At 67.5% G+C, this 13506-nt stretch carries 14 protein-coding genes and 1 riboswitch; of the genes, 8 read left to right on the top strand and 6 right to left on the bottom strand.

The annotated features are described in order from the left end of the window. Window positions 1-13 precede the first annotated feature (13 nt). From GV792_RS18430 to GV792_RS18410, 5 genes are all read right to left on the bottom strand, one after another. Window positions 14-1585 (bottom strand): DHA2 family efflux MFS transporter permease subunit, encoded by a 1572-nt coding sequence (locus tag GV792_RS18430; protein ID WP_163825371.1) that lies wholly within the window; start codon window positions 1583-1585, stop codon window positions 14-16. Beyond that, the gene (locus tag GV792_RS18425) at window positions 1582-2064 is read right to left on the bottom strand and encodes a MarR family winged helix-turn-helix transcriptional regulator (RefSeq protein ID WP_163825370.1); all 483 of its coding nucleotides are present in this window, start codon (window positions 2062-2064) and stop codon (window positions 1582-1584) included. The genes GV792_RS18430 and GV792_RS18425 overlap by 4 nt, the downstream gene beginning before the upstream one ends. A gap of 250 nt (window positions 2065-2314) precedes the next feature. Next, on the bottom strand, window positions 2315-3340 hold the full coding sequence (locus GV792_RS18420) for an ABC transporter substrate-binding protein (protein ID WP_256668259.1): 1026 nt from the start codon (window positions 3338-3340) through the stop codon (window positions 2315-2317). Next, on the bottom strand, window positions 3337-4122 hold the full coding sequence (locus tag GV792_RS30455; protein ID WP_309138536.1) for an ABC transporter ATP-binding protein: 786 nt from the start codon (window positions 4120-4122) through the stop codon (window positions 3337-3339). The genes GV792_RS18420 and GV792_RS30455 overlap by 4 nt, the downstream gene beginning before the upstream one ends. Next, on the bottom strand, window positions 4119-5150 hold the full coding sequence (locus tag GV792_RS18410) for a FecCD family ABC transporter permease (protein ID WP_163825369.1): 1032 nt from the start codon (window positions 5148-5150) through the stop codon (window positions 4119-4121). Before GV792_RS18410 ends, GV792_RS30455 begins: the two co-directional genes overlap by 4 nt. A gap of 51 nt (window positions 5151-5201) precedes the next feature. Continuing rightward, a riboswitch (cobalamin riboswitch) is annotated at window positions 5202-5326 on the bottom strand. Between the two features lie 65 nt (window positions 5327-5391). On the opposite strand from GV792_RS18410, the gene GV792_RS18405 reads away from it, so the two are divergent. The 5 genes from GV792_RS18405 (at window position 5392) to GV792_RS18385 (ending at window position 10650) form a co-directional block, all read left to right on the top strand. Continuing rightward, entirely contained in the window at window positions 5392-6546 is a 1155-nt protein-coding gene (locus GV792_RS18405) for an alpha/beta fold hydrolase (protein WP_163825368.1), read from the top strand. A gap of 69 nt (window positions 6547-6615) precedes the next feature. Then, the gene (locus tag GV792_RS18400) at window positions 6616-7707 is read left to right on the top strand and encodes an ABC transporter substrate-binding protein (RefSeq protein ID WP_163825367.1); all 1092 of its coding nucleotides are present in this window, start codon (window positions 6616-6618) and stop codon (window positions 7705-7707) included. After that, on the top strand, window positions 7707-8570 hold the full coding sequence (locus tag GV792_RS18395; protein WP_163825366.1) for an ABC transporter permease: 864 nt from the start codon (window positions 7707-7709) through the stop codon (window positions 8568-8570). The genes GV792_RS18400 and GV792_RS18395 overlap by 1 nt, the downstream gene beginning before the upstream one ends. Continuing rightward, window positions 8546-9292 carry an ABC transporter ATP-binding protein gene (locus GV792_RS18390; protein WP_175583026.1) on the top strand — a complete coding sequence of 249 codons (747 nt, stop codon included), beginning with the start codon at window positions 8546-8548 and terminating at the stop codon, window positions 9290-9292. The genes GV792_RS18395 and GV792_RS18390 overlap by 25 nt, the downstream gene beginning before the upstream one ends. Beyond that, on the top strand, window positions 9289-10650 hold the full coding sequence (locus GV792_RS18385) for an LLM class flavin-dependent oxidoreductase (RefSeq protein ID WP_163825365.1): 1362 nt from the start codon (window positions 9289-9291) through the stop codon (window positions 10648-10650). Before GV792_RS18390 ends, GV792_RS18385 begins: the two co-directional genes overlap by 4 nt. 9 nt (window positions 10651-10659) lie before the next feature. Here GV792_RS18385 and GV792_RS18380 read toward each other — a convergent pair whose 3' ends face one another. After that, the gene (locus GV792_RS18380; protein ID WP_163825364.1) at window positions 10660-11250 is read right to left on the bottom strand and encodes a TetR/AcrR family transcriptional regulator C-terminal domain-containing protein; all 591 of its coding nucleotides are present in this window, start codon (window positions 11248-11250) and stop codon (window positions 10660-10662) included. Between the two features lie 130 nt (window positions 11251-11380). On the opposite strand from GV792_RS18380, the gene bioB reads away from it, so the two are divergent. From bioB to GV792_RS18365, 3 genes are read left to right on the top strand one after another with little or no spacing between them, the layout of a single operon-like run. Continuing rightward, window positions 11381-12394 (top strand): biotin synthase BioB, encoded by a 1014-nt coding sequence (bioB, locus tag GV792_RS18375; protein ID WP_163825363.1) that lies wholly within the window; start codon window positions 11381-11383, stop codon window positions 12392-12394. Window positions 12395-12410: 16 nt separating this feature from the next. Beyond that, entirely contained in the window at window positions 12411-12620 is a 210-nt protein-coding gene (gene bsaP, locus GV792_RS18370) for a biotin synthase auxiliary protein BsaP (RefSeq protein ID WP_163825435.1), read from the top strand. Window positions 12621-12655: 35 nt separating this feature from the next. Further along, window positions 12656-13423 carry a DUF2567 domain-containing protein gene (locus tag GV792_RS18365; RefSeq protein ID WP_163825362.1) on the top strand — a complete coding sequence of 256 codons (768 nt, stop codon included), beginning with the start codon at window positions 12656-12658 and terminating at the stop codon, window positions 13421-13423. Window positions 13424-13506: the final 83 nt, after the last annotated feature.

Below are 13506 nucleotides of genomic sequence, written 5' to 3'. Positions count from 1 at the left end.
CCGACTGCTCGACTCAGTGCATCATGACCGGAGCCTTGGGCTGTTCACCCTCGGCGGGCGCCGCTTCCTTCTTGCGGGGCAGGAAGAACGACGCGATCAGCGTGACCACGCACAGGAATGCCGCGACCAGGTAGCTGGTGGAGAACGCCGACGCCATATCGTCGAGAACCATCGACTCGAATTTCGCGCCCAGCGACTGGATGTACTCCAGGATCGACGGATCCGGTGGAGTGCCGGTGCGTTCGGCTTCACCGACGGCTTGCGCCGCCGACACCGGTTCCGACGCCTTGAACTGGTTGGTCAGCACCACCGAGATGATGGCGACACCGACCGAACTCGCGATCTGCTGCGCGATGTTGAGCAGCGTCGAACCACGGGCCACCTCATGCTCGGCGAGGGTCCGCAGCGCGGCCGTCATCAGCGGCATCATGGTGCCACCCATACCGAGACCGAGGACGAACAGTAGACCCATCAGCACCGGGTAGGAGGTGTGCGCATCGGTCTGCGACAGCCCGAACATCGCGGCGGTGATCGCCGCCAAGCCGATCGGGGCGATCCGGCCGACCGGCAGCTTGTCGGCCAGCGCACCCGCCAGCGGCATGGTCAGCATGGTGCCGAGACCCTGCGGTACGACCAGCAGACCCGCCATCAGCGCGCTCTCACCGCGCACCTGCTGGAAGTAGGTGGGCACCAGCAGCAAACCACCGAAGAAGGAGGCCGCGAACAGGAACATGGTGATCGTCGAGATCGACAGGTTGAAGTTCTTGAACAGCCGCAGGTCCAGCAGCGGATGCTCGGGCTTGAACGAGTAGAACACGAACGCGATCACCAGCAGTCCGCCGATGAGCATCGTCGCCCACACCTTCGGCGCGGTGACCGTGCCTTCCTCCGGAATCGTGGAAACTCCGAACAGGAACAGTGCCAGACCGGGCGAGAGCATCAGCATGCCGATGAAGTCGAAGCTCTCGCTCGGCTGCGGATCGTCCTTGGGTAGCACAACGTAGGCATAGACCAGCGAGATGGCGCCGATGGGCAGGTTGATCAGGAAGATCCAGTGCCAGGTGGCGTTGTCGAGCAGCCAGCCGCCGAGAATCGGGCCGAGGATCGGGCCGAGCAGCATCGGGACACCGAGGATGGCCATGAGGCGGCCGATCCGCTCGGGTCCGGCGGCCTTGGTCATGATCGTCATGCCAAGCGGCATCAGCATGCCGCCGCCGAGGCCCTGGATCACGCGGAACGCGATCAGCGCCTCGATGCTCCAGGCCAGCGCGCACAGCACCGAACCGGCGGTGAACAGCACCAGCGCGGCGAGGTAGAGGCGTTTGGTGCCGAATCGGTCTGCGGCCCAGCCGGTCAGCGGGATCACTGTCGCCAGGGCGAGGGTATAGGCGGTGACCGTCCAGGCCACCGTGGAGTAGTTGGCGACGTCGAACTCGGTCTGGAACGTCGGCAGCGCGACGTTGACCACGGTGATGTCGAGAATCGACATGATGGCGCCGAGGACGACGACACCGGCGACCTTGAGGACGGCGCCGTCTATCTTGTCGGGTACCGCTGCGGCGGTACTGCCGGCGGACTTGCTCACGAGGGGTCTCCCGTCGATACGGCTGGGGTTGGTACCGAGGCGAGTGCCCCGGAGTCGAGCACGCCGATGATGGCGGCGTGCAGATCGTCACGAACGTCGTCCGGAAGGCGTTCGACCAGTTGGTCGAGTGCTTCGCGATGGCACATCATCTGATCGTGGATGACCTCGCGACCGTGCTCGCTGAGGCCGACCAGTTTGACCCGGCGGTCCTCTGGGCTTTCGTCCCTGGTCACCAACCCGAGACGAACGAGCCGATCCACATTGCGCCCCGCCGCTGTCACCGATAACGAGAGTCGTTCGGCGATGGCGTGGATGGGCAGTTGCTGACGATCGTCGTGGCCGAGGACGAACAAGGTACGCGCCTGGGAGAGCGACAGATCCAATTCGACCAGTTTGTCGGCACTGTCGGATCGGCTCGCGCTGAACAGGCCCGTCAGGAAACGCTCGAGCGCGTCCCCGAATCCCAATTCACTCGCCACCGCGCGATCATATTGGCAATGCGATAGTCGCGTACAAGCGAATATCGCGCGTTTGTGTCCAACGTCACGACCGCTGAGGGGGACGGCATGATGACGGCCGTGCGAGGTGTGCCTCACTCGGTCGACGGTAGACCCGGGGTCCGACAAAATGCGTGTGAGATTTCCCGAAACGCCGCCCTACCTGCGCGAATGTGATGAGCCTCACGCGCATGGGCGGATCCGGCCGCGCGGCCGGCAGGGCATAGCCGGCTCAGCGAATCGCGTCGTCCGAGCGGGGCTCGATGGTCGACGGTGGCACCAGGCCCCACTGCTCGAGCTGCTTGCGGATCTGTTCGGCCGCATCGATATTGAGCGGGCCGCTCGTCCACATGGCGTAGGGCAGATTGAGGAAACGCCCCTCGGTGACGGCCCGCAGTTGGTTGATGCCGGGTTTGGCGCGCAGCATCTCGACCTTCTGTGCGTAGCTCTGCATCGGGTAGTCGACGAACATGATCGCGTCCGGGTCGGCACCTGCAAGCCGCTCCCAGGAGACCGCGGTCCAGGTGTCGGGGACGTCGGAGAGCACGTTGCGTCCGCCTGCCGCGTCCAGGATCGCCTGCGGCGCACCGAAACTGCCGCTGGAGAAGATGGTGTCGCTGCCGCTGTCGAACAGGAAGATCTGCGGGGTCCGCTCGGGTCTCGGCGCGGCCTCGAGGGCGGCGAGCCTGCGATCGAGATCGTCGACGAGTTCGGTGGCGCGGTCGGCGCGGCCGGTGATGGCGCCGAGGTTGGTGAGGTCCTCGCGCAGCGCAGCCCACGGTTCGACCACGCCCCGGGGGCGTTGCCCGGACTGCTGCCTGCAACTTTCGGTGAGGATGTAGGAGGCGATGCCTGCGGCGCGCAACGACTCGGGGGTGAGGTTCTTGGATTCGTCGTAGCCGTAGTTCCAGCCGGCTACGACGATGTCCGGCCCCTGGGCGAGGACGGTTTCGCGCGAAGGGGATTCGTCGGCGACCGAGTTCAGCGCGTCCACCGCGGGACCGTAGTGCTTGCGGAGAACGTCGATGTCCTGTTGCAGGCTCGAAACCGCAGCGATCTGGTCCTGCGCGTCAAGCGCCAGCGCCATCGAGATCATATTGCTGTCGTTGACGAACATACGCTCGGCGGGAGCGGGGAAGCGCGACTCCACACCGCAGTTGCGCACGGTGAGATCACCGGTCGCGGCGTTCGGGCTGCCGCAGGCGGCGAGCGTCACGGCCAGCGCGGCCGCGGACAGCATTCGGATCGGGTGTGTCATGACGCCGCCTCTCGCGGGGTGATCAACAGGTGGTTCTCGCCGGTCTCGGGGTGCGGCACACGGGTGGCCCTGACTCCGAACACGGTGTCGACGGTGTCGGCGCGCAGGGCGATTTCGGGTGGTTCGAGCGGATGGGCACGTCCGTCGTGCACGATGAGCACCCGGTCGCAGTAGCGGTCGGCCAGCGCCAGATCGTGCAGCGCGGCGATCACGGTGCGATCCAGGCGCCGGGCATGGGCGAGCAGCTCGAGCCGATGGGTGATATCGAGATGGTTGGTCGGTTCGTCCAGTAGCAGCACCGGCGTGTCCTGGACGAGTGCGCGCGCCAGCAGCACCCGCTGCCGTTCTCCGCCGGAGAGACGGTGGACCGGGCGGTCGCCGAAGCCCGCGAGATCGACCGCGGCCAGGGCATCGTCGACGATCGCGCGTTCACGCGCCGAACCCGCACCCCACGGCGGCAGATACGGCGTCAGGCCGAGTGAGACCACCTCGCAGGCCAGTAGATCGTCGGGCGGGCGTTCGTCCTGTGACACCAGGGCCACCGTCCGCGCTCGTCGCCGCGGCGAGAGAGCATGCAGGTCCTCGGTGCCGACCAGGACACGCCCATGCTGCGGCTTCGTCAGACCCGCGAGCGTGCGCAGCAGCGTCGTCTTGCCTGCGCCATTCGGCCCGACGATGCCGATCATCTCGCCGGCCCGTACCTCGAAGCCGACGCCGGTCAGCACCTGACGCCGACCGGCCGCGCAGGCCAGATCATGGGCAGTGACGATCGCGCCGGTCACGACGCGCCGAACCTGTAGTATCGCCGCCCCATCAAGATCAGGAAGGCGGGGGCTCCGATCAGTCCGGTCAAGACACCTACCGGAATTTCTGTGGGGCGAACCAGGACTCGCGTCGCGGCGTCGGCGATCACCAGGAACAACGCGCCCAGCAGCGCGCATGTGGGCAGCAACGCGCGGTGTCGTGGCCCGACGACGAGGCGGGCGGCATGCGGCACAACGAGTCCGACGAAGCCGATACCGCCCGATACCGCGACGAGCACCCCAACCAGCACGGCCAGCAGCACGAACAGCGCGATCCGCAGCTCACGCACCGGAACGCCGACCGATGCGGCGGTATCGGCGCCCATGTGCAGCGCATCGAGCCAGCCCGCGGCCGCGACCAGTGCCAGCGCGGCGGCGGCCACCACCACAAGTGGCACCGCGATCTTGGTCCAGTCCGCACCCGCCAGGCTGCCGAGCAGCCAGAACAGTACCGACTGTGCCGCTGCCGGATCGGTACTACGGAAGATCAGGTAGCTGGTCATCGCCGAGAAGGCCGAGGCGAGCACCGTGCCGGTCAGCACGAGCCGCAGCGGCGTCAGCCCACCTTGGCTCACCGCGATGGCGAACACCAACGCCGCCGCCGCGAACGCACCTGCCAGGGCACCACCGGACAAAGCCCAGATTCCGGCGCCCGCGAACACCCCGGAGGTGATCACCGTGGCCGCCCCGACACCCGCACCGGAGGACACGCCGAGTAGAAACGGATCGGCCAGCGGATTGCGCACCAGCGTTTGCATCGCGGCCCCCGCCAAGGCCAGACCGGCACCGACGATCGCCGCGAGCACCGTGCGCGGCACTCGCAGCTGCCACACGATGGTGTCCATCCCCGGGTCCGGTGGAATCCGCCCGGTCAGCCGGTGCTCCAGGACCTCCAGCACACCGGACACCGGCAGCGATTCGGCCCCGAACCCGGTGGCCAGGACCATCACCACCATCAAGGCGGCCAGCAGCACCGGGACCACGACCGTGACATGGACACGGCTCATCGCGCGCGCACCATCGATGAACAGTGCTCCACAGGCAAGTCGCGGCCTCTCCAGAGTTCGTCCGGTGGGGGAGGTCTGACTCGCGCCCTCAGGGCGCTCACAGTGGCGCGACCGTCCCGGATTTGCACCGGATTCCCGCACCCACCGAGGGTGAGGCCGAACTCTACCGATCGGTCGGGTTCTGCTCGGCGCCGGGTCGCGGTCATGGCAGCGCCACGCGCGGCGTGCCTACAGTGACATTATGTCGCCGTCCGACGATCGGCACCCGTCCACTGTCACCGACTGGGACGACGCGCGACGGCGGGCCCGACTGGCCGAAACCCGGTTCGGGCACACCTGGACGACGTTGCGCCGCACCCGGTTGGCGTTGTCGCGGGTCGCGGTGGTGGTGCTGATCGTGGTGATCGGTTTCGTCCAGTACTTGGTGCACGATGTCGCGCCGGAGCGGGAACGGCTTGCCGGCACCGAACCGGCGTTGCTCCCGATCTCGGCGCCCGCCGATCCCGGTGATTGGGACACCGCGGTCGTCGATATGGTCGGCCTCGGCGGGCTCAATGCCTCCGACACCGCCGAAGCTCTGCCCTCGTTGAGCATGATGGGGGTGGTGTGGGCGATCCGCTATGACAATCGCGGTATCGACACCAAGGTCATTGCCGATCTGATCATCCGGGCCGCGATCATGTCCGGGATCCGCAATATCGTGCTGACCGGGCACAGCATGGGTGGCGTCATCGCACTCGAGGTAGGCCAGCACATCCACACCGACAGCGAGTTGCGCCTGGTCGCGGTAATGCTGGATTGCACACCGCTGGATCTGAACGCCGTCCGTCCCGATAAGCGCGGCCGCGGACAGGACATGGTGCGCTGGATGGGTTGGCTGCCCGGCGCCAGGGAGAGCAGGACCCTGCGGCTGGTCGTCGAAACCTATGCCCGCCGTGAGCGGGTCATCGATCGCGAGGGTGTGCCCGGTATCCACGTCGGCGACCTGCGTGCGGTGGTGGGGGAGGTGCTGCGCGACAAGATCTTCTCCAGCGACGTTGCCAGCAACGGCCTGATCGAATCGCAGTTCCTGGCCATCGTCGCCGGCGGTTCGATCGACAATCTGCGGGCCCTGTCCGAACCCGCCGACGGAAAACCGCGCCCGGCGATCGTGTTCATCCGCCCGCACAATCCCTCCCGCGACGGGGTGGTCGACGTCGAACGTACCCACCAGGTGCTCGTCGACGAGGTCGGCGGCGTCGACGGCGCGCTGTTGGTGGTGCTGCCGCACGGCACCGGGCACGCCAACCCGCGGCAACGTCCCGTCGAGTACAACTCCGTCATCGCCCAGCAGGTGGCGCCGTTCGTGCAGCGGTTCGAACAGCAGATCGGTGCACGCGTCGACGCCGGTCGCTGAGTGGCAGAGTTCGGATCACGCTGTCGTTAACGGTGTTCGGGCCGCCGCCCGGATTGTTGAATTCCCCGCATGGCTCGACCTCGTATCCTCCGCACCGGCCCACGCGGCCGGACCGCCGCCGCCCTGCTCGCCGCACTGTCGTTCGCGACGTTCGCGCTGACCGGATGCGCCTCCGACGATATCGAGGCGGGGTCGGTCGTCGACGGGCCGCTGCCCACCGAGGTGCCGCCGGGCACCAAGCTGGTGATCGCTGACCAATCCGAACTGCTGCGCCACCAGCTGTTGCTATCGGGTGAGCTGGACAAGCTGCCGTTCGAGGTCGAATTCGCCAACTTCGTCGGTGGCCCGGCCATCCTGGAGTCCTTCCGCGCGGGTGCCGCCGATGTGGCGTGGGTCGGTGATGTTCCGCCCATCCACGCGCTCGCCGCCGAGCAGGACGTGCCGATCATCGCGGCGTCGCAGATCGACCCCGCGTCATTGAAATTCGCGGTGGCGCCTGGCGTTTCGGTGAACGGCATCGCCGATATCAAGGGTAAGAAGATCGCCTACGCCGAGGGCACCTCGCAGCAGGCCGCGGTGCTGCGGCTGCTCGACAGGGCAGGTCTGGCGACCTCCGATGTGGAGTTGGTACGGATCCAGCTGGCCGAATTCCTCGACGCGGTGCGCACCGGTCAGGTCGATATCGCGCCGCTCGGTGAACCGAATGTCACCCGCTTCCTGCGCACCTCCGGCACCTCGTTGATCCCCGACGCCGACACCGCGGGCACCTATCCGGGGCTCACCTACCTGTATGCCCGCCGCGAGGTGGTGCGCGATCCGGCTAAGGCCGCCGCCACCCGGGCGTTGGTCGCCGCGTACGTGCGGTCCTGGCAGTGGGTGAACGATCACCGGGCCGAGTGGGCCCAGAAGTACTACGTCGACAACCAGAAGATCGGCATCGACGATGCGAGCCACATCGTGGCATCGCGCGGCACCATCACCTTCCCGCATCTGGACCAGCGGCTGATCGATCGCCAGCAGGCCACCATCGACGCCATCGACGCCGCGGGTGAGTTGCCACGAAAGATCCAGGCCGCAGACGGTTTCGACCTGCGCTTCGACGCCGTCATCACCGAAACCGTCGGCCAGGTCGGCGCGAGCTTCGAACCGGGGAGCAACTGATGGCCGTTCACACTGCCGACGCGGGCGTTCTCGGACGTATCTCCCGCACCACCTCGGCTCCCGCACTCGCCACACGTCAGCGGACCCGTCGCAGGCTCGGGCCAGGGCGGGCGATCCCGTTCGGTGCGGCCCTTGGTCCGGCGCTGCTGGTCGGCGCGTGGGTCATCGGCTCCGCGTCCGGCGCACTCGACCCGGAAACCCTGCCCGCACCGTGGACGGTCGCGCAGACCGCACGCGACCTCATCGCCGACGGCCGCCTGCAAGCCAACCTGCTCACCTCATTGCGGCGGGCCGGGTTCAGCTTGGCGCTCGGTGTCCTCATCGGGGTGGTGCTCGCACTGATCGCTGGACTGAGCAGGCTCGGTGAGGCGCTGGTGGACGGGCCGATCCAGATCAAACGCTCGATCCCGACACTCGCGCTGATCCCGCTGTTCATCGTGTGGTTCGGTATCGGTGAGCAGATGAAGCTCATCGTCATCACCACCAGTGTGCTGATCCCCATCTACATCAACACCCATGCGCAACTACGCAGTGTCGATGCGCGCTACGTCGAACTCGCCGAAACGGTGGGCCTGTCCCGGACGGCGTTCATCCGCAGGATCGCACTGCCCGGTTCGCTGCCCGGGTTCTTCACCGGGCTGCGGCTCGCGGTGACCATCTCCTGGCTCGCGCTGGTCGTGGTCGAACAGGTCAATGCCACCAGCGGCATCGGCTACCTCATGACCCAGGCCCGCACGTACGGACAGATCGATGTCATCGTGGTCGGCCTGGTCATCTACGGCCTGCTCGGGCTGCTCGGCGATCTCGCCGTACGCACAGTGGAAAGGAAGACACTGTCATGGCGCCAGACACTGGGCGACTGAACGTCGTGCGGGCCCGGAACCTCACCCGCGGGTTCGGTGACCGGGTGGTACTCGACGGCATCGACCTCGAGATCGCGCGCGGTGAGTTCGTCGCCCTGCTCGGGCGCAGCGGTTCCGGGAAGAGCACCCTGTTGCGGGCGCTGGCCGAACTCGACGACGAGGTCCCCGGCTCCGGTGAGTTGTCGGTGCCCGCGGAAAAGGCTGTGGTGTTCCAGGATTCGCGGTTGCTGCCGTGGACCCGCGTGCTCGACAACGTCACCCTCGGGCTGACCGGTTCCGGCGCTGCCGACCGTGGGCGCGCCGCGCTCGCCGAAGTGGGTCTGGCCGGGCGGGAGAAGGCGTGGCCGCGTGAACTGTCCGGCGGTGAGCAGCAGCGGGTCGCGCTGGCGCGTTCACTGGTGCGTGAACCCGCGCTGTTGCTGGCCGACGAACCGTTCGGCGCCCTGGACGCACTGACCCGGATTCGGATGCACACACTGCTGCGGGACCTGTGCGCCGAACACACACCGGCCGTGCTGCTGGTCACCCACGACGTGGACGAGGCGGTGTCATTGGCCGACCGCGTCCTCGTCCTAGAGGACGGCCGAATCGCACTTGACCGGCAGATCGAACTGGAACATCCACGCCGGCACAGCGATCCGGCATTCGATCGGTACAGAGGGGAGCTGCTCAGCGGGCTCGGAGTCGAGCCGCGGGCAGCGCAGGTGAAGCAGGCGTCATGACCGAACCACGACAGTTGAGTCTCAATGCGTTCATCTACCCCGCCGGGCACCACGAGGCGGCGTGGCGGCACCCCGACAGCGGCGCGGACCGCATCTACGACGTGTCCTACTACCAGCAGATCGGTCGCACCGCCGAGGCCGCGACCTTCGACGCGGTGTTCTTCGCCGACGGGCCCGCGCTGCGCGCCAATGTCGAATACAACGCCGCACCGGGGCTCGAACCGATCACCCTGCTGACCGCGATCGCCTCGGCGACAACCCATCTCGGCCTGATCGCGACGGCATCGACCACCTATTACGAGCCATACAACCTGGCGCGGCTGTTCTCCTCGCTCGATCACCTCTCCGGCGGCCGGGCGGGCTGGAACATCGTCACCACCGGAACCGCGGAAGCCGCGGCCAATTTCGGTCTCGACCAGCATCCTGATCATCACCAGCGCTATGCCCGAGCGCGGGAATTCGTCGACGCCGTGGTCGCGCTGTGGGACAGCTGGGAGGACGAGGCGATCGTGTTCGACCGCGCGGCCGGACGCTACGCCGACCCGGACAAGATCCACCGGATCGACTTCGAGGGCGAACACCTGCGCGTACGTGGCCCGTTCAGCTCCGCGCGCACCCCTCAGGGTTATCCGGTTCTGGTGCAGGCCGGTGCCTCCAATGACGGCCGGGCATTCGCAGGCCGCTACGCCGAAGCCATCTTCACCGCACACCAGCGTCTGGAAGACGGGCAGCGGTTCTACCGCGACATCAAGGAGCGGGCACGCGGCTTCGGCCGCAATCCCGATCATGTCAAGATCTTGCCGGGAATCAGCCCGTTCATCGCCGACACCGAAGCCGCGGCACTGCGGCTGGAACGCGAATTCAACGAGCTGACCGTGCCGGAATACGGTCTGGCGCAACTGGAAAGCATCGCGGGCAAAAGCCTGCGGCATCTGAGACTCGACGAGCCGGTGCCGTACGAATTGTTCTCCGACGCTGGCGATGTCACCGACAACGCGCAGAGCCGTGTACAAGTGGTGGCTGGCATCGTCGAGCGCGAGCGCCCCACCGTGCGTGGACTGCTGCACCGCCTGGCCGGTGCCCGCGGGCACCGCGTGTTCGCCGGAACACCGGAACAGGTCGCCGACACCATCGAGGAATGGTTCCGCAACGGCGCCGCCGACGGGTTCAACGTCATGCCGCCGTACTACCCGGGTGGGCTCGAGGTGTTCACCGAGACGGTGGTGCCGATTCTGCGTGAACGCGGGCTGTTCCGTAGTGAGTACACCGGGACCACGTTGCGTGATCACTTCGGGCTGCCACGTCCGGAGAGTCAGTTCGCGCGCCCGGCCAGCCATCGCATCCGAGTCCTCGACTGACCCGGGTCCTCAACGGACGCGCGTGCCGAGCAGCTGCCGGATGCCTCCGACGAACAATTGCAGCCCGAAATCGAAACGCGCTGTGGGGTCGGGGGACTCGTTGTCTTCGAGCGGAGAATCCGGCTCCGGGAGGGCGCCTGCGGAGTCCATCTGCATGCGCGACTGCTCGTCGACGGTGTGTCCGAGGACGTAATAGAGCAGCGTGAAGGCGGCGAGCTCGGCCTCGGCGCGGGGCATTCCCGCGCGGATGGCAGCTCCGGCGAAACGCTCCCGGCCCTTGCTGGTGGTGAGGCGGGAGGCGTAGGTGGCCGAGACGAGTTCGGCGCCGTCGCGGTAGGCGAGCAGGCAGTTGCGCAGCCGGTGGGCGAGCTCGGTGAGCTGGCCGGGCCAGTCGGTGGCGGTGAGCGGATCCTCCATCGGGGCGAGGATGCGGTCGGCCACCGCGCCCAGCAGCGCCTGCTTGTTCGGGAAGTGCCAGTACAGGGCGCCGGGCTGCACGCGCAACGATCCGGCCAACCGCCGCATGGTCAGATCGGCGAGACCGTATTGGTCGAGGATGGCGATGGCGCCGTCGACCACATCGGACCGGTGCAGTTGCACGCGTGAACCCTCCCGTCGTGTTGTGACTCACTCTCGAGCTAGCCTATCCTGAACACCGTTCAAGTTGCATGGCCACCTCGATCGGCCACAACCGAAGGCCGCACCCGGCCGGACGAAAGGGATTCGTGCAGTGACCCAGGCACCCGTCAAGACCGACATTCTGGCCATCGCCCGCGAGCAGGTGCTCGAACGCGGCGTCGGCCTCACCCAGGACCAGACCCTCGAGGTGCTGCGGCTCGGCGACGACCGGCTGGAGGAACTGCTGGCGCTGGCCCATGACGTCCGGATGAAGTGGTGCGGGCCCGAGGTCGAGGTCGAGGGCATCATCAGCCTCAAGACCGGTGGCTGCCCCGAGGACTGCCACTTCTGCTCCCAGTCCGGCCTGTTCCAGTCGCCGGTGCGTGCCGCATGGCTCGATATCCCGAGCCTGGTCGAGGCCGCCAAGCAGACCGCCAAGACGGGCGCCACCGAATTCTGCATCGTCGCCGCCGTGCGCGGCCCGGACGAGCGGTTGATGGCGCAGGTCGCCGCCGGTGTCGAGGCCATCCGCAACGAGGTCGACATCCAGGTCGCCTGCTCGCTTGGCATGCTCACCCAGGAGCAGGTCGACCAGCTCGCCGCCATGGGCGTGCACCGCTACAACCACAACTTGGAGACCTCGCGCTCGCACTTCCCGAATGTCGTCACCACCCACACCTGGGAGGAGCGCTGGGACACCCTGCGCATGGTGCGCGAAGCCGGTATGGAGGTCTGCTGCGGCGGCATCCTCGGCATGGGGGAGAGCCTCGAACAGCGTGCCGAGTTCGCCGCCAACCTGGCCGAACTCGAACCCGACGAGGTCCCGCTCAACTTCCTCAACCCGCGTCCGGGCACCCCGTTCGGTGATCTCGAAGTCCTTCCGGCTGCCGACGCGCTGCGTGCGGTGGCGGCGTTCCGGCTCGCGCTGCCGCGCACCATCCTGCGTTTCGCGGGCGGCCGCGAGATCACCCTCGGCGATCTCGGTGCCAAGCAGGGCATCCTCGGCGGTATCAATGCCGTCATCGTCGGTAACTACCTGACCACCCTCGGCCGTCCCGCGGAGAGCGACCTCGACCTGCTCGGCGAGCTGAAGATGCCGATCAAGGCGCTCAACGACACCATCTGACGCGGTGACGACGAACATGGACGAGCGCTACAACCCGTTCACCGGCACACGGATCGTGCCCGGTCTCGACGATCCGATGCCGCAGGCGGCCGCGCTCGGGCTGGAACCGCCGCGGTTCTGCGAACACTGCGGCCGCCGGATGATCGTGCAGGTCAACCCCGACGGCTGGTGGGCCAAATGCTCCCGGCACGGAGTCACCGATTCGACCAGTCTGGAACGCCGCTGAGGCAGTGCAGGCAGCTGTCGGTCATAATCCAGCACATGGGCGGAGTGAATACGCGGGCGCACCCGGCGACAACGGACCCGGGTGCCGCGGTGCGCCGTGAGGTGGGCGCGGCGGGCGTGATCGCGGCCGCGGTGATCGTGGCCAACCTCGTCGGTGCCGTGGTGTGGGGTCTGCTCGCGCCCACCGAACATCTGCTGGTCGTGCAGCCCGGGCGCGGTGCCGCGCTCACCGGAGAGAGCGCGCACCAGTTCGACGCCGTGGCGATCTTCGTCTGCGCGGGCGCGGTGATCGGCTTGCTCTCGGCCGTCGGTGCGTGGCGGTGGCGGCGCATGCGCGGGCCCATCCCGTATGCGGGTCTGCTGTTCGGTTCGATCGCAGGCGGCTGGATCATGGCGTGGCTGGGTGAGTACATCGCCGAATGGAACAACCCGCGCCCGGCCGACCCGCCGGTGGGCCAGATCGTCGCACTGCCGCCGGAGGTCGGTACCTGGCTCGCGCTGGTGCCGCAACCGTTGATCGCTTCGCTGGTGGTCTTGTTCCTCGCCGCGTTGAGCACGTCGGAGGACCTGGGGACCGGATATGCGGGGCCTTTCGGTGCCTCGCGGCCGGTCGAGGAATACGTCTACGACCCGGCGATGGTGTACGACCCGTACGGGCGAGTATCGGCGGGACCGGGCGTGTACGGTGCGGCGCCGCAAGGGAGTGTGCCGCAGCAGGGGATCGTGCCGCCGCAAGGGAATACGCCGCCGCGAGCGAATGCGCCGCAGCCGGGTGCGCTGCCGGAACGTGATTCGACGAACTGACCCGCATCTTCCGGATCACACGGGCTGGTAGTGGCCCAACTGTTGCCTCGCGTTCGGTCGAGTAGATACCCACCAACCCTAGA

Origin of the sequence: Nocardia cyriacigeorgica (genome assembly GCF_010868145.1) — a bacterium.
In the GTDB taxonomy this organism is placed as follows: Bacteria; Actinomycetota; Actinomycetes; order Mycobacteriales; family Mycobacteriaceae; genus Nocardia; species Nocardia cyriacigeorgica_D.
The sequence above is the reverse complement of the archived record's forward strand: the minus strand, read 5'-3'. Positions and strand labels throughout refer to the sequence as shown.

Excerpts from the sequence above, each read along its gene's own strand:
- GV792_RS18420 (WP_256668259.1), bottom strand. The coding sequence starts at position 3,340 with ATGACACACCCGATCCGAATGCTGTCCGCGGCCGCGCTGGCCGTGACG.
- GV792_RS18410 (WP_163825369.1), bottom strand. The coding sequence starts at position 5,150 with ATGAGCCGTGTCCATGTCACGGTCGTGGTCCCGGTGCTGCTGGCCGCC.
- GV792_RS18405 (WP_163825368.1), top strand. The coding sequence starts at position 5,392 with ATGTCGCCGTCCGACGATCGGCACCCGTCCACTGTCACCGACTGGGAC.
- GV792_RS18400 (WP_163825367.1), top strand. The coding sequence starts at position 6,616 with ATGGCTCGACCTCGTATCCTCCGCACCGGCCCACGCGGCCGGACCGCC.
- GV792_RS18395 (WP_163825366.1), top strand. The coding sequence starts at position 7,707 with ATGGCCGTTCACACTGCCGACGCGGGCGTTCTCGGACGTATCTCCCGC.
- GV792_RS18390 (WP_175583026.1), top strand. The coding sequence starts at position 8,546 with ATGGCGCCAGACACTGGGCGACTGAACGTCGTGCGGGCCCGGAACCTC.
- GV792_RS18385 (WP_163825365.1), top strand. The coding sequence starts at position 9,289 with ATGACCGAACCACGACAGTTGAGTCTCAATGCGTTCATCTACCCCGCC.
- bsaP (WP_163825435.1), top strand. The coding sequence starts at position 12,411 with ATGGACGAGCGCTACAACCCGTTCACCGGCACACGGATCGTGCCCGGT.
- GV792_RS18365 (WP_163825362.1), top strand. The coding sequence starts at position 12,656 with ATGGGCGGAGTGAATACGCGGGCGCACCCGGCGACAACGGACCCGGGT.